20 protein-coding genes, 2 rRNA genes and 1 riboswitch are annotated in these 17,464 nt (G+C 41.7%); of the genes, 5 read left to right on the top strand and 17 right to left on the bottom strand.

The genetic code is table 11. From position 1 onward, the window contains the following. The first annotated feature begins 3 nt into the window (after positions 1-3). The 3 genes from serA to C2M25_RS13950 all read left to right on the top strand — a co-directional run bounded on the left by serA (position 4) and on the right by C2M25_RS13950 (position 3,154). Positions 4-1,233 (top strand): phosphoglycerate dehydrogenase, encoded by a 1,230-nt coding sequence (gene serA / locus C2M25_RS13960; protein ID WP_063706246.1) that lies wholly within the window; start codon positions 4-6, stop codon positions 1,231-1,233. A gap of 409 nt (positions 1,234-1,642) precedes the next feature. Continuing rightward, positions 1,643-1,996 (top strand): hypothetical protein, encoded by a 354-nt coding sequence (locus C2M25_RS13955; RefSeq protein WP_105181380.1) that lies wholly within the window; start codon positions 1,643-1,645, stop codon positions 1,994-1,996. 216 nt (positions 1,997-2,212) lie between these two features. Next, the gene (locus C2M25_RS13950) at positions 2,213-3,154 is read left to right on the top strand and encodes a hypothetical protein (protein WP_234003582.1); all 942 of its coding nucleotides are present in this window, start codon (positions 2,213-2,215) and stop codon (positions 3,152-3,154) included. 21 nt (positions 3,155-3,175) lie between these two features. On the opposite strand, the gene C2M25_RS13945 is transcribed toward C2M25_RS13950, so the two are convergent. From C2M25_RS13945 to yaaA, 4 genes are all read right to left on the bottom strand, one after another. Next, entirely contained in the window at positions 3,176-3,463 is a 288-nt protein-coding gene (locus C2M25_RS13945) for a type II toxin-antitoxin system RelE/ParE family toxin (RefSeq protein WP_105181379.1), read from the bottom strand. Further along, positions 3,450-3,707 (bottom strand): ribbon-helix-helix domain-containing protein, encoded by a 258-nt coding sequence (locus C2M25_RS13940; RefSeq protein ID WP_105181378.1) that lies wholly within the window; start codon positions 3,705-3,707, stop codon positions 3,450-3,452. Before C2M25_RS13940 ends, C2M25_RS13945 begins: the two co-directional genes overlap by 14 nt. Before the next feature lie 161 nt (positions 3,708-3,868). Beyond that, positions 3,869-4,804, bottom strand: a complete 936-nt coding sequence (locus C2M25_RS13935) for a mechanosensitive ion channel family protein (protein ID WP_105181377.1) — start codon at positions 4,802-4,804, stop codon at positions 3,869-3,871. Between the two features lie 118 nt (positions 4,805-4,922). Further along, positions 4,923-5,702 carry a peroxide stress protein YaaA gene (gene yaaA, locus C2M25_RS13930; RefSeq protein WP_105175317.1) on the bottom strand — a complete coding sequence of 260 codons (780 nt, stop codon included), beginning with the start codon at positions 5,700-5,702 and terminating at the stop codon, positions 4,923-4,925. A gap of 221 nt (positions 5,703-5,923) precedes the next feature. Here yaaA and tal point away from each other — a divergent pair, with 221 nt between their 5' ends. Both tal and C2M25_RS13920 read left to right on the top strand, forming a co-directional pair. Further along, on the top strand, positions 5,924-6,874 hold the full coding sequence (gene tal / locus C2M25_RS13925; protein ID WP_105181376.1) for a transaldolase: 951 nt from the start codon (positions 5,924-5,926) through the stop codon (positions 6,872-6,874). Positions 6,875-7,060: 186 nt separating this feature from the next. Then, on the top strand, positions 7,061-7,249 hold the full coding sequence (locus C2M25_RS13920) for a DUF3545 family protein (RefSeq protein ID WP_063706234.1): 189 nt from the start codon (positions 7,061-7,063) through the stop codon (positions 7,247-7,249). Between the two features lie 32 nt (positions 7,250-7,281). Here the strand turns inward: C2M25_RS13920 and ung are convergent, their stop codons facing one another. The 13 genes from ung to rrf (C2M25_RS13855) all read right to left on the bottom strand — a co-directional run bounded on the left by ung (position 7,282) and on the right by rrf (C2M25_RS13855) (position 17,331). Continuing rightward, positions 7,282-7,956 (bottom strand): uracil-DNA glycosylase, encoded by a 675-nt coding sequence (gene ung, locus C2M25_RS13915; protein ID WP_105181375.1) that lies wholly within the window; start codon positions 7,954-7,956, stop codon positions 7,282-7,284. Beyond that, on the bottom strand, positions 7,953-8,810 hold the full coding sequence (locus tag C2M25_RS13910) for a cobalamin-binding protein (protein WP_105181374.1): 858 nt from the start codon (positions 8,808-8,810) through the stop codon (positions 7,953-7,955). Before C2M25_RS13910 ends, ung begins: the two co-directional genes overlap by 4 nt. 1 nt (position 8,811) lies before the next feature. After that, complete coding sequence (gene cobO / locus C2M25_RS13905; protein ID WP_054562333.1) at positions 8,812-9,411, bottom strand: cob(I)yrinic acid a,c-diamide adenosyltransferase; 600 nt, start codon at positions 9,409-9,411, stop codon at positions 8,812-8,814. Between the two features lie 9 nt (positions 9,412-9,420). After that, the gene (locus C2M25_RS13900; RefSeq protein ID WP_105181373.1) at positions 9,421-10,905 is read right to left on the bottom strand and encodes a cobyric acid synthase; all 1,485 of its coding nucleotides are present in this window, start codon (positions 10,903-10,905) and stop codon (positions 9,421-9,423) included. Beyond that, the gene (cobU, locus tag C2M25_RS13895; RefSeq protein WP_063707175.1) at positions 10,905-11,432 is read right to left on the bottom strand and encodes a bifunctional adenosylcobinamide kinase/adenosylcobinamide-phosphate guanylyltransferase; all 528 of its coding nucleotides are present in this window, start codon (positions 11,430-11,432) and stop codon (positions 10,905-10,907) included. The genes C2M25_RS13900 and cobU overlap by 1 nt, the downstream gene beginning before the upstream one ends. Further along, positions 11,429-12,235, bottom strand: a complete 807-nt coding sequence (locus tag C2M25_RS13890) for an adenosylcobinamide-GDP ribazoletransferase (RefSeq protein WP_105175322.1) — start codon at positions 12,233-12,235, stop codon at positions 11,429-11,431. The genes cobU and C2M25_RS13890 overlap by 4 nt, the downstream gene beginning before the upstream one ends. Before the next feature lies 1 nt (position 12,236). Beyond that, positions 12,237-13,298 carry a nicotinate-nucleotide--dimethylbenzimidazole phosphoribosyltransferase gene (cobT, locus tag C2M25_RS13885; RefSeq protein WP_105181372.1) on the bottom strand — a complete coding sequence of 354 codons (1,062 nt, stop codon included), beginning with the start codon at positions 13,296-13,298 and terminating at the stop codon, positions 12,237-12,239. 3 nt (positions 13,299-13,301) lie between these two features. Beyond that, complete coding sequence (locus C2M25_RS13880) at positions 13,302-14,291, bottom strand: FecCD family ABC transporter permease (protein WP_105181371.1); 990 nt, start codon at positions 14,289-14,291, stop codon at positions 13,302-13,304. Next, positions 14,284-15,114, bottom strand: coding sequence for an ABC transporter ATP-binding protein (locus C2M25_RS13875; RefSeq protein WP_105181370.1), 831 nt, complete (start codon positions 15,112-15,114; stop codon positions 14,284-14,286). Before C2M25_RS13875 ends, C2M25_RS13880 begins: the two co-directional genes overlap by 8 nt. A 103-nt stretch (positions 15,115-15,217) precedes the next feature. After that, positions 15,218-15,285, bottom strand: a riboswitch (cobalamin riboswitch). A gap of 60 nt (positions 15,286-15,345) precedes the next feature. Then, complete coding sequence (locus tag C2M25_RS13870) at positions 15,346-15,963, bottom strand: histidine phosphatase family protein (protein ID WP_105181369.1); 618 nt, start codon at positions 15,961-15,963, stop codon at positions 15,346-15,348. A gap of 84 nt (positions 15,964-16,047) precedes the next feature. Further along, positions 16,048-16,476, bottom strand: a complete 429-nt coding sequence (locus C2M25_RS13865) for an FKBP-type peptidyl-prolyl cis-trans isomerase (RefSeq protein ID WP_105181368.1) — start codon at positions 16,474-16,476, stop codon at positions 16,048-16,050. Between the two features lie 567 nt (positions 16,477-17,043). Beyond that, a 5S ribosomal RNA gene (gene rrf / locus C2M25_RS13860) occupies positions 17,044-17,158 on the bottom strand. A 58-nt stretch (positions 17,159-17,216) separates the two neighbouring features. Then, positions 17,217-17,331 (bottom strand): 5S ribosomal RNA (rrf, locus tag C2M25_RS13855). Positions 17,332-17,464: the final 133 nt, after the last annotated feature.

Below are 17,464 nucleotides of genomic sequence, written 5' to 3'. Positions count from 1 at the left end.
GATATGAGTAAGGTATCGTTAGCAAAAGACAAAATTAAAATTCTCTTGCTGGAAGGCGTGCACCAAAGTGCTGTAGAAACGCTTAAGCGTAATGGCTACAGCAATATTGATTACGTAAAAACATCCTTACCTGAAGACGAGCTCATTGAGCGCATTAAAGATGTGCACTTTGTAGGCCTTCGTTCTCGCACTCATATTAATGAAGCGGTATTAGAAGCAGCTGAAAAGCTAGTCGCAATCGGCTGCTTCTGTATCGGTACTAACCAAGTCGACCTGCAAGGTGCCCGTGAACGTGGTATTGCGGTATTTAACGCGCCATTCTCAAACACCCGCTCTGTTGCAGAATTAGTACTTGGTGAAATCTTATTACTGCTTCGTGGTATTCCAGAGCGTAATGCCCTAGCACACCGCGGTGGTTGGTTAAAATCAGCCAATGGTTCATTCGAAGCCCGTGGTAAAACACTCGGCATTATTGGTTACGGCCACATTGGTACACAGCTAGGTATCATGGCTGAAAATATCGGTATGAACGTAGAGTTTTACGATATTGAAGACAAGCTAACACTAGGTAATGCAACGCAAGTTCATAACCTAACTCAGTTATTACAACGTGCTGATGTTATTAGCTTACATGTTCCTGAAACGCCGCAAACGAAAAATCTAATCGGTATGGCTGAGCTTGAAGTAATGAAGCAAGGCGCTATTTTAATTAACGCGTCTCGCGGTACTGTTGTTGATATCGATGCACTAGCTGAATCACTCCGTGAGAAAAAGCTGAGCGGCGCTGCAATTGACGTATTCCCTGTAGAGCCAAAATCTAATGATGAAGAGTTTGTTTCTCCTCTACGTGGTTTTGATAACGTGATTTTGACGCCACACATTGGTGGTTCAACTCAAGAAGCACAAGAAAATATCGGTATTGAAGTAGCGGGTAAACTTGCTAAGTACTCAGATAATGGTTCAACCATTACTGCGGTTAACTTCCCTGAAGTATCACTACCTGAGCTTGCAAACCGTAGCCGTTTATTACACGTACACCACAACCGTCCGGGTATCCTAACGCAAATTAACCAAGCGTTTGCACAGCACGGTATCAACATCGCTGCTCAATACTTACAAACTGACGAAGCGATTGGTTACGTAGTTATTGATGTCGATACAGATCACTCAGAAGTGGCACTTAAAGAACTAAGTGCTGTTGAAGGTACAATCAGAGCCCGTATCCTTCACTAATCGTTGGCATAACAAATTAATAAAAAGCGCAAACAGTTAAACTGCTTGCGCTTTTTTGTAGGACAAAATTTTAAGCTCTAAGTCATAAATAGCTCACCGTAAGCGTGAAGTTTATTTCGCGTTAACACATAAGAAACTACATCTCATTCCATAAACTTTTATTCAAAATTTAGATCTTAAATCACATTAAAACCCACGTTCTCCATCTTAAACAACCAATATCTAATTATTAATATATTTGAGAAAAACTTATTAATAACTAAAAAATAAAGGTTAACTCGGTTGAAAAAATCAAAACTTAAGTACTAAATTCAAAATCCAAGAGTACAAAAGGCCATTTCTCAAGTTAATTTCCTCTTTACTCCCATCAACTTTAAATTTATAAATAATAAAAGGAATTAAATCATCAATGGAACCTGAGATTGTTATTTTTTATACATTGTTTTCTCTATCAATAATAATTCCTTATGGGCTAGCATTAAAAGTCGCAATAAAATATGCAAAATTGAAAAGGTTCAGGGAAGGCCTAATGGTATTATCCCTACATCTACTCTGGTCTAGTTGGTGTATGGTAGTCATTGGAGGCCATGGCGCTTTAATCTTTCCTTCTCCAACTTTTATCGCATTGCTTTTAACTCATATAGAAAATGGGATTGAAATTGCACCAAACATATGGTTTAACACAGCTATACCTATCGCAATATATTTAGTAACCTTTGCTATCCTTGTTGAAGTAGACAACAGAGAAATCCCACCAAATTAATAAAAAATAAATTAAAGTATAAAAATAGTAACTCTATAGGATTTATAATTTAAGCTCTAAGTCAAAAATAGCTCACCGTAGGCGTGAAATTCATTTCGCGCGAATTTACACTCCCAACCTCCTTTAAATTATTTAACAGATCCAGGTCATTTGTGTTATTTCTCAGATATCGACATAATGCATCACTATACTCAAATCACCATTGGAAGGTTTATTTTGAAAAGACTGATATTTACTTTATTGCTTATTATTCCTCTATTTTGCACATCAACTGAACTACCAAGCGAATTTGAAAATAATTTAATCTACTTAACCCCAAAGCTCAGTGATGGCACGACAGTAAAATTTTTCACCGATACTGGTGGTGGTTGGAATGCAATTTCAAAAGAACTTAGTAAAAAATATCAATGGAAGATTGAAAGTAGAGAAACTGAAGACGGTGCCATTGAAGTTACTGACATGCCGCAATTTGATAAAAGTGCTTGGATACCCGTCGCAGGACTGAACAATTGGTGGGCAGGTCAGTTACAAGTAGTGCCAAGAAAAGAAATAAATTCATCTAATAAGTTGGATGGCACCTTAGGCGGCAGATGGCATGCTGAAAAAATCATCGATTTTAATTACCTAGATAAAAGCATCACAATTTTATCCAACGTACCTGAAACCACTAACTTCTCAGAAGTACCTCTAGGTTTCCAAAAGAATGAATTAGGTAATTATACGTTAGGTTTTCCGAGCATTTATATATCGGTAGATGGTGTAACGATTCCAATGTTATTCGATACTGGCGCTTCTGCTTGGCCTTCAAATGAAGCTCTTGAGCAACTTAATTTATCCGGTGAAAAAGTCGCAACCTCTTTTATCACTGCGTCCATATTTGACAATTGGGTGAAATCTCACCCTGAATGGACGGTGATAGAAAAAGCATGTTTGTTATCTAAACAATCAATGATCAGAGTGCCAGAGCTAAAAATAGCAAATAAAGTGGTGGGCCCTGTTTGGTTTACTCGACGAGAAGATAATAATTTTCATCAATTTATGTCTTCTATGATGGACAAACAAATTGATGGTGCGCTAGGGGGGTCAGCGCTTAAATATTTGAGAGTTATAGTCGACTACCCTAATGAACGAGCTTGGGTTAAAAATGAGATGGAATGAGGGTTAAAAGGCCATGCTCGCTCAAAGATTGGCTTGAATGTCTTGCCTGCCTAATACTCTCATAATTTCTATATTACCACCTTGAATGCGATAATAAATGCTATCAACACCACAAACAGCTCGTCGATAACCTTGCCTAATTTCATCTACTGCAGGTGCTAAATAAGGTTGCTTTGCCAATTGCTCAAAACGATCAAAAAACTTATAAAAATAAGCATCAGCCTGATTTTCACCATATTGCTCTAAACCACGAAACCAAATTCGCTTCAAATCAGCTTCGGCTTGAATATTAAGTTTATAACTTCTCATCCTTACTCGCTTCTTCCTTGAAACTAGCTAACATTTGACTTGGTGATTTATCTGAAAGTCCACTTTTCTCTGCTTCAATCAATTTCATACGAATAGCTTCAATTTCAGAAGCTCGCATTTGCTCTTTTCTAATCAAATCTCGAAGTAACTCACTGTCACTCGCATAATTACCAGAAGCGAGCTGTGCTTGCATCCATTTTTCTTGTTGGGCAGTCACAGTGATACTTTTTTTTACCATCGCCATAATTTACTCATCTTAAACAGATCTAATCCAGATATAATCCTACTTAGTACTACTACAATCAAGCTTAGCTTATTGGTGCTAGTAATCAACTATACCTTTTACTTGGCTTCCCCCCCCTCAAACACTTCCCTGTGTAAATCACGCCGATGAGTCAGTAAATTTTACTCACCAGTCGCTTGTGCTTCTGCGTCTTTATCTTGGTGTTTTTCGCTTATCATGGCATTTAATTTCTCGCCGCCTTTGATACCAAAATCTAATGTGCGGATTGGGAATGGGATGGTCATGTCAGCTTCGCTTAGCGCGTTTCTTACTGCCACAACAGCCTTGTGACGAACGGTCATGAAATCCGCTTCGCCGGGATATTTAATCCAAAACCAAACCAATAAGTTGACACTGCTATCACCAAAGCTTTCGGCGTATACGGCGGTTTCTTCTTGTTTAATAACAAAATCAAACTCATTGATTTTTTTAACAATCACCTCAGCGGCTTGCTCGGGGTCGTCGGCATACGAAATACCCACAGGCACCTCGATACGACGCACACCTAAGGTGCTGTAGTTGCTGAGTATATTTCTAAATAGAATCTTGTTAGGCACTAAGATGAGTTGTCCATAAAAATTCTCAATGAGGGTATTTCGAAGGTTAATCGCCTTAACGGTACCAAACACGCTCTCGGTGCGGATTACATCTCCTGTTTTGAATGGTTTGCGAATCCCCATAGCAATACCCGCTATAAGATTCTCTGTCATATCCTGAAAGGCAAAACCAATAGCGAGGCCTACGATACCCGCACCGGCTAGTAATGAGGTGACCGTGCCTCTGAGGCCCAAGAAATCAAGGGCTACAAATAAACCTACACATAACACGATAACCTTCACTATCGATGACATTAAGTCGGCGATTTGTGAAGACTCTAATGAACGTCTTAATAGTTTTCTGAGCATTGAACCGACAAGACGCGCCAGCAATGAAAATACAATGGTGATGATCACTGCGACAATGAAATTTGGAATATGGCTTATGATGATATCAACCCAGCCACCGAGCTTTTCTTCTATAAGTTTTTCGGCCTCACCGACGGTTGGTATTTTTAACATGCGACTACCTGATACATTAAGAAACATAACAAGTGTTTTGCAAAATAAGCGCCAGTTTCATACAAGCACAAAAAAGCCGTGCTTAGCACGGCTTTAACAAATTCTTTTAAACTCAGAATTAGTTTTGTTCTTCTCGTAAGAAAACAGGCTCTAATTCTTTTACTGTTGCATCGCTGCTAAAATAATAACCCGCAACGGTGAAATCTTTTAAATCACTTAATTGGGTAATTTTATTTTCAATGATGTAACGCGCCATCATGCCGCGAGCTTTTTTAGCATAAAAGCTGATCACTTTATATTGGCCGTTTTTACAGTCTTTAAAATGTGGGGTGATGATTTGTGCGTTTAATGCTTTTTTATCAACCGCTTTAAAATATTCGTTCGAAGCAAGGTTTACTAAATACTTGCTATCTTGCTCAGCAAGCACTGTATTAAGCTTTTCGGCGATGACACTGCCCCAAAACTGATATAAGTTTTTACCGCGTGGGTTTTCTAATTTAGTGCCCATCTCAAGGCGATAAGCTTGCATTAAATCTAATGGCTTAAGCACACCATAAAGGCCAGACAAAATACGTAAGTTTGACTGTGCGTAATCAAGGTCAGCATCGCTAAGAGTTTGCGCATCTAAACCACCGTATACGTCACCATTAAATGCTAGCACCGCTTGTTTTGCATTATCTTGCGTAAATGGCTGTGACCACTCAGCGAATCGTGCCGCGTTTAAACCAGCTAGTTTATCGCTGATTTTCATTAGGCTACCAATTTGAGCTGGTGTTAAATCACGGCAAACTGACATTAACTCTTCGCTGTGCTCGAGTAATTCAGGTTGAGTGAATTTATCGGTCGTGGCTGGTGTTTCGTAATCTAAATTTTTTGCTGGTGAAATAACAGTGATCATACTTAGCTATTGACTTGTAATTTGTTTGATGTCAATTTCAACATTAATTGAATCAAAATGCACGTTTTGTTTCGTCCTGCCTTAATCCGCTGCACTTTCATACATAATGCCTTAGTTTTCCAAATTGAGGACATTTGACCTATTAAACACTGTCATAGTGTTGCAGCATTAAGGCCGCTATAATGGATTTTCTATTAACTTGCTTGGAATGAGGAAAGCAAATGACTTCAGCACTACAAAGGCTTAAACAACATTCATCTATTGTTGCAGATACAGGTGATATCGAAGCTATCAAAAAGCACCAACCAGAAGATGCAACAACAAACCCATCTCTACTTTTAAAAGCCAGTGAAATTGAAGCGTATAAGCCTTATTTAGATAAAGCGTGGCAATATGCCAAAGAAACCGAGCAAGATGCAGCTAAACAACTAGAATTAGCATGTGATTACTTTGCTGTATTAATTGGTAAAGAAATTAGCGAAATCGTTCCGGGTTATATCTCAACAGAAGTTGACGCACGTTTATCATTTGATACCCAAGCGACTATCGACAAAGCACATACGTTACTGAGCCTTTACGAAAAAGAAGGCGTTAGCAAAGATAAAATCCTAATCAAAGTTGCATCAACTTGGGAAGGCATCAAAGCTGCAGAACAGCTTGAAAAAGAAGGCACTAAGTGTAACTTAACGCTGTTATTCTCTGAAGCACAAGCTCGCGCATGTGCCGATGCGAATGTATTTTTAATTTCACCTTTTGTTGGCCGTATCCTAGACTGGCACGTTGCTAACGGCATGGAAAAACCAACAGATCCGCTAAACGATCCTGGTGTGCAGTCAGTACGTAGCATTTACGAATTCTACAAACGCCATGATTACAAAACGGTTGTTATGGGTGCAAGCTTCCGTAACACAGGCGAAATCATCGCGCTTACAGGTTGTGATAAGCTAACGATTAGCCCAGCACTTTTAGAAGAGCTTGGCCAATTAACTGATGCACAAGAATACCTACTAGAGAGCGACTTTACTGTTGAAGAAAAACCAACACCATTAACTGAAAGCCAGTTCCGTTGGTTACACAACCAAGATGCTATGGCAACAGAGAAATTAGCTGAAGGTATCCGCTCTTTTGCTGAAGCTCAAATTGAATTAGAAGCTCGCTTCAAAGCGATGTAATTCGCACGACATCATTTTTTAAAACGCCACCGCTAGGTGGCGTTTTTGTTTCTAAAAAATCTCCGCTCATTGATCTATTCATCTATCAATCACAGTTCTGTAACAGTATTGTCACTTTTTTATTCTATTTTTGAGCAGCCTGTGGTATAGGTATTTCCGAGGTTAAAAAATCAATAGGAGAAGTTCATGGATAGCCTAGACGATATTTTAGAAATATTAGAAGGTCCTAGTACAACAAGAAAGACCTCTCAAAAAAACAAAAAAAGAAAATGGCGCGAAATCGAAGCTTTGAAAGATAAGCACAGACTTCGCAAAGAACTACAGGAGTTAGACTATTTCACTGAAAGCATTGAGCTTGATGAATTAGATTTTTAATTAAAGGCCCGTAAGGGCCTTTTGCATTTTTTCTATAGAATTTGTGGCAATGACCAATTGATTGGTGCTTTATTTTGTTCGGTAAGGATATGATTTACCTTTGAAAAGTGCTGACAACCAAAAAAGCCACGATGAGCAGAAAGAGGTGATGGATGCGGACCTTGGATCACATGATGACGCGAGGTATCAATGCGCTTACCCTTTTTCTGAGCATGTGCGCCCCAGAGCACAAACACCACACCGTCGCAGTGCTGATTGATAAGCGCAATCACTGCATCGGTAAATTGCTCCCAACCAAGGTGTTTATGAGAATGAGCCTGACCTTGCTCAACCGTTAGTACGGTGTTGAGTAAAAACACGCCTTGCTCAGCCCAGCTTTGCAAATAGCCATGATGAGGTATCTCAAAACCTTCGATATCTGTTGCCAGTTCTTTGTACATATTTTTCAAAGACGGCGGCAGCTTTTTAACTTCAGGCAATACCGAAAAACACAAGCCATGGGCTTGGCCTTCTCCGTGATAAGGATCTTGCCCTAAAATAACCACTTTGACTTCACTCAGAGGGGTGGCATCAAAAGCAGAGAATACCTGTTCATCTTTGGGATAAACGCTAACGCCTGCTGCACGTCTATCTGCCACATATTGCATGGTTTCTTGCATGTAGGGTTTAGCAAGCTCGGTATCTAGAAATGTTTGCCAATCGATCATTTTGAAGCCTGTATTTGCTGACGAGAAACGTCTATTTTACCACACATGTCGGTCAAACCATCAAGCATACGGGTTGTAAAACGGTGCAATAAGTCTGCGTTTACACTAATAAACTGGTTATGTTGCACCGCTGGCAATTCAGGCCATTGTCGCCAATCAATTTTAGGCTGAGGCTTTTTCGATTTTTCATCTGGAATAATCACTACCTCTGGATTGGCAACCAAAACATTTTCAATACTAATGCGCGGGTAGTCGGTATCGCTAGTAGCAAACACATTATCCGCATGGCAAATAGTTAATAGCTGATTGATCCAAGTATTTCCGCCAACTGTCATCATTGGCTCAGGCCATAATTGATAAAACACCGACACTTTCGGTTTGCCTTCTTGCGCTCTGCGAATAGCATTGAGTTTAGTTTCAAACTGTTTAGCTACTTTATTTGCCTTGGTTTGCAAATGCGTAAGCGTGCCTAGTTTACGGAGTTCATCAGCCACATTATCAACCTGATTTGGGTTGCTGTACGCTACCGGAATACCTAATTTTTCAATGTAAGCGAGATCTTCAGCTTTGTTGCCCGTTTTCCAAGCCAGAACTAAGTCTGGTTTTAACGACAACAGCTTTTCCATGTTAATTCCGTAATAGCCGCCTACTCGTTCGATATCATTCGCTTGCTGAGGAAAGTCTGCATAGTCAACGGTACCGACAATGCGCTCTCCTGCTCCAATCGCAAATAGGTTTTCAACAATGTGCGGTGCTAAGGCTACGATACGCTGCGGCTCTTTAATTTCATGAGCCTGAGCCAATGCAGGCAAATAAAATAAAACACCTAAGAGTGCAAACTTGATGGTTCTCATGTTAAAAATCGAACCCTTTTTGCGCTTTTATTCCTGCATCAAAAGCGTGTTTTACGTTTCTGACTTCACTGACTGTATCAGCTAAGTCGGTTAGTTTACGGTGCGCACCACGACCTGTAATTATCACCGATTGCATAGCAGGACGAGAGCTAACGGCTTCTAGCACTTCGTCTAAATCAATATAGCCGTAGGTGATCATATAGGTTATTTCATCTAGCATAACGAGGTTAATTGACTCATCCTTCAGCATTCTTTTTGCTTCTTGCCATGTCACTTGCGCAGCAGCGGTATCTGACTCTTTGTTTTGTGTTTCCCAAGTAAAACCGGTGTTCATAATAACAAATTCAACCCCCGCTTTTTCGAGTAGGTTGCGTTCACCACACTCCCATGTGCCTTTAATAAACTGACATACAGCTGCTTTCATTCCGTGACCTACCGCACGTGCAACAGTACCAAACCCAGAAGTCGATTTCCCTTTACCGTTGCCAGTTATAACCTGAAAAATACCCTGCTCTTTTTGTGCAGCAGCAATCCGTTCGTCGACTTTTTCTTTTACTTTTTGCTGGCGTTGTTGGTGCTTATCTTGATTCTGTTCGCTCATTGTTGTTCCTTATGTCTCTAAATTGAAGTTCTCATAAATATTGATGATTTGTTCAATATCGAGATTCTCTGCTACTACACTAGCTAAACGGTTTAACTGCTGTTCACGGTTTAAGTTAATATCAATCGGCTTAATTTGGCTATTTGGTGCAAGCCAAGTTATTAGCTCAGATACGCCTTCAGGGGTATCGAACAAGCCATGTAAGTAAGTACCTGCTACTTGGTTATCATCACTAATAAAACCATCTACTTTGAATCCACTTGGGTGTTCATTAAAACTCAAAAATGGCTTATCAAGTGCCGGCCCTTGACTAATCCCGGCGTGAATTTCATAACCTGAAATTGCTTTATCGCGATTGTTTAAATGAAGAATGCCAGAGACTTGGCTTAGTACTTTTTGTTGCCCTAATTGCGTTTCAAAGTCAGCAAGTCCGAGTCCTTCAGCACTGCCTAAATTAGACTCCACAGCATATGGATCTGCAAGGTAGTTGCCTAACATCTGCAGCCCACCACATACTCCTAGCACTTTACCGCCATAGCGTAAATGACGTGTTATTTGTTTATGCCAACCTTCATTTTTTAAAAACGCTAAATCGCTCAGTACATTTTTACTGCCCGGAATAATAATCAGATCAACACTTGGAATAGCCTGGGTATGACGTACATACTGTAAATCGATTTCGGGTTGTAATCGCAGTGCATCAAAGTCTGTGTGATTACTAATATGAGGAAGTAGCAGCACTGCTATGCGTAATTGTGGTTTATCGATCTGATTAGTTATAGCAACGGCATCTTCAGCATCGAGTGCTAAGTCATGTAAATAAGGTAGCACCCCAAGCACTGGTTTATTGGTGTATTGCTCTAACCAATCAAGGCCACCTTGCAATAACGCAATATCCCCCCGAAAACGATTAATTACAAAGCCTTTAACGCGAGCCTGCTCTGACTCAGACAACAAGGCTAATGTTCCGACTAAATGGGCAAAAACGCCGCCTTTATCGATATCGGCAATGATGATCACTGGGCAATCAACCGCCTCAGCGTAACCCATATTAGCAATGTCGTTTTCTCGCAGGTTAATTTCTGCGGGGCTCCCAGCACCTTCCACAACCAGTAATTCAAAACGCTCACTTAAGCGCTGCTGCGAAGTAAGAACTGCATCCATCGCCACTTTTTTGTAGTCGTGATAACTGCCCGCTTCCATATTCGACAGCGCTTTACCATGAACGATTACCTGCGCCCCAGTATCACTGTTAGGTTTTAATAAGATAGGGTTAAAATCGACTTCTGCGGGGACTTTTGCGGCCACAGCTTGCAAAGCTTGTGCGCGACCTATCTCGCCACCATCTGCGGTTACGGCGCTATTTAGCGCCATATTTTGTGGCTTAAAGGGCGCAACCTTTATGCCTCGCTCTGCAAAGATCCGGCAAAGTGCTGCTACAAGGGTACTTTTACCTGCATCTGAGGTCGTGCCTTGCACCATTAATGTTTTCATCATTGTTCTCTTTTTAAAGTTTGTGCAAGACCTGCAATTACAAACTCAACACGTGCAACTTGCTGTGCTAAGGCTTGATGCAACCAACCTGAATGATCAACAAACTGACGGCTTAATTCACCGAGCGGCACAATGCCATGACCGACTTCATTGCTGACAAAAATCACCTCACCCGGCAATAGCGATAGCACATCGAGTAAGGCCGCTTTTTGCTCAAGCCAAAATGCTTCACCATGCTGGCATAAGCAATTACTCAACCATAAGGTTAAACAGTCCACTAAAATACAGTTTTCAGCTCGGCTATGTTGTTGTAGTGCTTTAGCCAAATACAAAGGCTCTTCAACAAGTTGCCAATGCTTAGCGCGCTCTGCTTGATGCCTGTTAATTCGGGCTGTCATTTCTTCATCACCCGCATTTGCTGTGGCAATGTAGATAAGCGGCTTGTTTGAATCTGTTGCCAGCTGCTCAGCAAAACGGCTTTTACCGCTGCGAGCACCGCCTAAAATTAAAGTATGTTGTTGGCTCATAATAAACTCACCAAGCAAAGGTAAGTAACAAGCTCAGATACTTGCTGGGCTGCTCCTAAGCAATCGCCGGTGTAGCCTGATAGCTGTTTTTCAAACCAGCGCTTCAATAGTAAGCGAGTAACACAAAGCACACTGATGAGTATTAATAATTGCCCTAAAGTGAAGCCAAAAAACAACCATGCAATTGCTAACACCGCACCGCCTGTTGCTAACAGTATTTGATAACTTTGCGTGCTTAAATGCATCGCAATTGGTTTTACTTTAGATGTGGCGTCCTGACTTACATAGTCCATGTCTGCAATTAAACTTGTTGCGACAACCCGACTTAAGCTTTGCCCTAAAACAAGTGCAATAATCACAGTACTGGTTACTTCACTAAGTGCTACAAGTGTTTGGTACTTAATTAATAAGGCCATCACAAGCGCTGCAGCACCATAGGTACCTAAGCGACTGTCTTTCATAATGCTCAGCTTATCTGCAACGTGCCAACCACCACCAAAGCCATCCCAGACATCAGCTAGGCCATCTTCATGGAATGCCCCTGTGATTATCAAGCTAAACGCCATAACTAACGCGACTGCAATGGCTGCAGGGAATAACCAACTTAGCAGTAAAAAACTCAGCGCTAAAAGTGCACCTAATATCACACCGACCAATGCAAAATAGCGGCTGGCCTGATTGAGTGCCTGACTCGATACTGCAAAGTTTAATTTAACGGGGATACGCGTTAAAAAACTAAGCGCTAGCAAAAATAGCTGAAGCTGACTTGGAATAGAACCAGAAGTGTGTTGTTCAGTGCTCATATCAGACAACTTGCTCAACATTGGCATCGGCAAAACTTGCCATGTCATTGTAAAACGCCACAGATGCTTGCAATAAAGGTAAGGCAAGCGCAGCCCCGGTGCCCTCTCCTAACCGTAAATCAAGCTGCAATAATGGTGCTGCATGCAAGGCATTGAGCATTGCTTTATGCCCTTGTTCATCAGAGGCATGAGCAAATATCATGTAATCGCGAGCGTTTGCATTAATGTGAGTTGCAACAAGCGCTGCTGCAGTACAAATAAAGCCATCCACGATCACGGCCATGCCAAGCTCCGCAGCAGCTAAAATAGCACCGGTGATCTGAACAATTTCAAAACCACCTAATGCCGCAAGCGTCATTAATGGGTCGTCAAAATGAGCTTGATGTAATTGAAGGGCTTGCTCAACAACTTTAATTTTTTTAGCGATAACCTCGTCGCTCACACCTGTGCCTTTACCAACACATTGGCTGGCAGGTAAAGACAAAATGGCAGCCATTAATGCCGCAGCACTTGTGGTATTGCCAATGCCCATCTCACCAAAGGCGATGGTATTGCAGCCTTGCCCATAGAGTGAATGAACTCGCTGCTTGGCTAATGCAAACCCTTTTTCGACCTGATTAAGAGACATAGCCATTTCAGTATGCAGTGGTGCAGTGATGTCACCTAAACGCTGGTTATGCACACTTTTATCGTGTGAAGTAGCGAGTGTTCCTGCATCAACAACTTCCAGCTGCCAGCCCAGCTGACGACAAAATACATTAATTGCGGCGCCTCCTGCTGCAAAGTTTGCCACCATTTGCGATGTAACGCTGCTAGGAGCAATTGACACACCTTGGCTTGCCACACCATGATCGCCCGCAAATACAACTAGAGAAGGGTTTGAAATAACCGGTTTAAAGGCAACTAGCGCCTGCTCACTATCAAGCTGCTTTGAAAAAATAAGCGTTAATTGTTTGGCACAACTTTCAAGCTGACCTAAAGCGCCTAGCGGCTTTGTTTTAAGGTCTATTTTTTGTTGAATTACAGCCGAAAATTGCTGATTAAGAGGCATGATATTAAACATTAGCTACCTGCTCTGTTTACGAAAATAAAGTAAGAATAAAAAGAACACACTACCGATAGCGGCTGTGATCACACCAACAGGTAGTTCTTGGTTATTCAATAGGGTTCGGCATAACACATCGACCCACACCATAAAAATGCCACCTACCAAGGATGTCATAACTAAGTTATGGCTGCTGCCTTGCGGCGAAAAGTAGCGCACAATATGTGGGATCATCAGGCCGACAAAACCAACGCCCCCACACATAGCAACAAGCACCGCTGTTATTAATGAACTTAGCAGCAGCATCATGATCCGAAAGCGTTGCACATGAATACCCAAAGTCGCAGCACTTTCATCACCGAGCAGCATTGCATTTAGCTGACGACGAAATGCAATCATCAGCGTCATACAGGCAATAATAACGGCAAATGGCAGCCAAAGAATGTCCCACTGGGCACGAGAAAAACTGCCCATCGTCCAAAATAAAATAGCAGTGATAGCTTGTGGATCGCTAAAATAAAGCAGCAGACTAGTCAGAGCACTAAATAAAAAAGATAAAGCAACACCAGCGAGTAACATGGCTTCAACTTGGCCAACATGACAACGCCCTGCTATAGCAATAAGCAACAGCATAGAAAGTAAGCTTCCGGCAAATGCAGCAACTGACATACTAAAGCCAAAACTCACACCGGTTAGGGCTATAAAGCACACCACACCAAATGAAGCCCCAGAAGAAATACCAAACAAGTAAGGGTCAGCAAGCGGGTTTCGGGTTACGGTCTGCAAAATTAATCCCGCAAGAGCCAGTCCAGATCCCGCTAAAAATGCCAGCAGCGTTCTTGGCATGCGCAACTGCCAAATAATCCGCTGCACGAATTCATCACTGCCTTGGCTAAATAGGCCATTAAGTACCTCACTCAATGGTGTGTTTGCAGCACCAAAGCTCAGTGCTAAAAAACAACTAATAAGCCCTACGACAACACAGATACTTAAACGCATTGCATCAGTCATTTTGATGCTCCTGTGTCTGATAGCCATAAAAATAAGTGATGTGCGGAATAAACTTATCAGTACTTGATTGCGGATGAGCAGATACCGCTGCACAGACGCCAAATACATCACTCAACAACTGCTCAGTAAGTACCGCTTTTGGTTGCCCCTGACAAACCAAACGCCCCTCATCAATCACGATGAGTTCATCACATAAACTCGCAGCAAGATTTAAGTCATGAAACGAGGCAAGCACAGTCACATCAAGGGACTTTGCTAACTCCATTATTTGAATTTGGTATTTAACATCAAGGTGGCTGGTAGGCTCATCCATGATGAGCAACTTAGGTTGTTGTACGATTGAGCGCGCAATGAGCGCTCTTTGCTTTTCGCCACCAGAGAGCGAATCAAATGCTTGTTCACTGTGATGAGATAAACCAACCTGCTCAATCGCTTGAAAAACACGCTGCTTATCATTGGTAGACGTACCGCTGAAAAGTCGCTTATGAGGTGTTAAGCCTAAACTCACCACGTCGAAAAGAGACAAATTAAACTGCGATGGAGACTCTTGTAAAACCACAGCAACCTGCTTTGCATATTCGTCAGCACTGATTTGCCAGATATCTTGACCGCTTAGTAGCACAGCCCCTTGCTGAGGTTTCAAGTAACGATAAAGACAGCGCAACAGGCTTGATTTACCAGCTCCATTAGGGCCGAGTAGACCGATAAACTGCCCAGCGTTAAACTCAAGGTTAATTGATTTAAGTATCGTTTTATTCGCAGTACCCCAACTTAAATCAGACACTGATATTAATGGCGCAGCGCTAAGGCTATTTTGTTGCAAGCTTATTCTCTCTTGGCGAGTAATCGCAACGCACAAGAAAGCACTGGTAAGTACCAGAAAATGACGTGAGTTGACCCGCTCGATGATTAATTGTTAGTGCTAAGTATCTGGCTGACCATTATTTAGATGGATTACAGTTGCGGGTACAGCTGGAGAATTTCACCCCATTCCATAGCATATGAGTATTATGGCGGGCTAAGTAAATAATTCAATGAATATCGCTCTAGATGGCTAAAAAACAATTTTAGGCCAAGTTTGTCCTTGTTCATCTATATATACATCAACTGAAATTAGCCCTGCATAAGGAATATGAAAAACATTTAAATGTGTGGCTGATTGTTTTGGCATCTGACAAACAATAGCGAGAATTTGTTTAATCACCCCAGCATGGCTAATTACCAATGACTGTTCATGCTTAGATTCACACAATGATTGCAAAAACGTGTGCCACCATGCCTCTACCCGAGCGTAAAAGTCTGCCATAGATTCACCATTAGGTACGTTTACTTGCCAAGGGTGCTGCCAAAAATCACCGATATGAGGTTTACTCGTTTGCTGCCAAAGCTGTTGGTAATCTTGGCCATCCCAATCACCAAAATTAAACTCTTTCAGGGCATTATTATACTGTACATGCCATAAGTGTTGTTTTGCTAAATAATCAGCGTGGACTGAGCAACGCTTTAGCGGAGAGCTATATATGGCATTTAAATTTATGAGCTCAGCAGAAGCTTGGCGCATTTGCTTAAGACCAAGCTCTGATAAATCGACATCGATTTGCCCAGAAAGAATTCCAGGCGTAGCGATTTCGCCATGGCGAAGAAAGTAAACTCGTGAAGTAAATGCGTCCATAATGTTCCTCAGTATACCAATAGTGAACGTTAACGCGTTTTATATACTCTGTCGACTTATGCTAAGGCTGTTATGCTCAGAGAGTTAAGCAAAACGCATTAAACGAACATCAAAATGCAGCACTGCATTTGCGCCAATCTTGCCACCGTTACCTTTTTTACCCCAAGCAAGCTCTGGGGGGATCACAAATTCATAACGAGAGCCGATATTCATTAATAGCAACCCTTCTCTTAACCCTTCTATAGCTTCGGATAATGCGAACACCTCAGGCATACCCGCTTTATAACTGTCGGCAATGACACTGCCATCTGCAAGCATAATACGTTGATTAATAACCACTGTATCGAACTCTGATACGCTCTCTCCTGCAACATCATCAATCACTTTATACATTAAACCCGACGGGCATAGATGCGTATCTGGATGCGATGAGAACTTAGCAATAAATGCTTCACTATTTTTACGATTTAAACCTGAAGAGCCTTTTGACTTGGTCGTTTTCTTACGAGACACAGCAAACCTTAATTGTATTACAAATATAAAACGCTTTATCGCATAACAAGGTAAGTGAAGCAAGTTTGTGAGAGTAAAGTTGCAAGTTAGAGAGAGGAAAGATACGAGTTAGAAAGAGTAAAGTTTGAGGATCTGGCGTAGGTTGGGTAGAGCGCAGCGAAACCCAACACAGAGCTATCAGCTTTCAGCCGTCAGCGTTCAGCCGCACGGTGGGGTTGTTTGGTGCTGCGTCTCCCTCTGCCGGAGGCTTTAGGCTCTAGGCTCTAGGCTCTAGGTTCTAGGCTTTAGGCTTTAGGCTTTAGGCTTTAGGTAAAGTGTACTTGTAAGAATGGCTTTAGCCATGAATGTTTTGCTTTATTAATTCGGCACTGAAGTGCCTCCTACGGGGGGTTGCTGAGGGTGACTCTGTACTAAACAACCACACAGTTCAACTTTACCCTTGCTAACTAGCAACTCGCTAACTCGTGTTGGGTTTCGCTCCGCTCTACCCAACCTACCTGGCTAATGTCTGGTAGCTAAAACGCAAAAAAGCCCGACTCTTTCGAATCGGGCTTTCTCTAATTTGGATCCTGGCGATGTCCTACTTTCACATGGCAAATGCCACACTATCATCGGCGCTGTTTCGTTTCACTACTGAGTTCGGCATGGGGTCAGGTGGGTCCAAAACGCTATTGTCACCAAGAAAATTCTTTTCAATTTTCTTATTATTTTTAATTTAAAGTCTTGCGACTGAATTTGGATCCTGGCGATGTCCTACTTTCACATGGCAAATGCCACACTATCATCGGCGCTGTTTCGTTTCACTACTGAGTTCGGCATGGGGTCAGGTGGGTCCAAAACGCTATTGTCACCAAGCAAATTTGGTTTAATTCGCTCATCTGAGCAAATTAATAAATTTGGAATTCTGATATCAAGTAAATGTCTACTTTAGTTTCTTAACTTCTGTCTGTTACGCTGTCATAAAACGCGTTTGGCGTTGTATGGTTAA

It is taken from the genome of Pseudoalteromonas sp. T1lg21 (genome assembly GCF_002964625.1).
In the GTDB taxonomy this organism is placed as follows: domain Bacteria; phylum Pseudomonadota; class Gammaproteobacteria; order Enterobacterales; family Alteromonadaceae; genus Pseudoalteromonas; species Pseudoalteromonas gelatinilytica.
The sequence above is the reverse complement of the archived record's forward strand: the minus strand, read 5'-3'. Positions and strand labels throughout refer to the sequence as shown.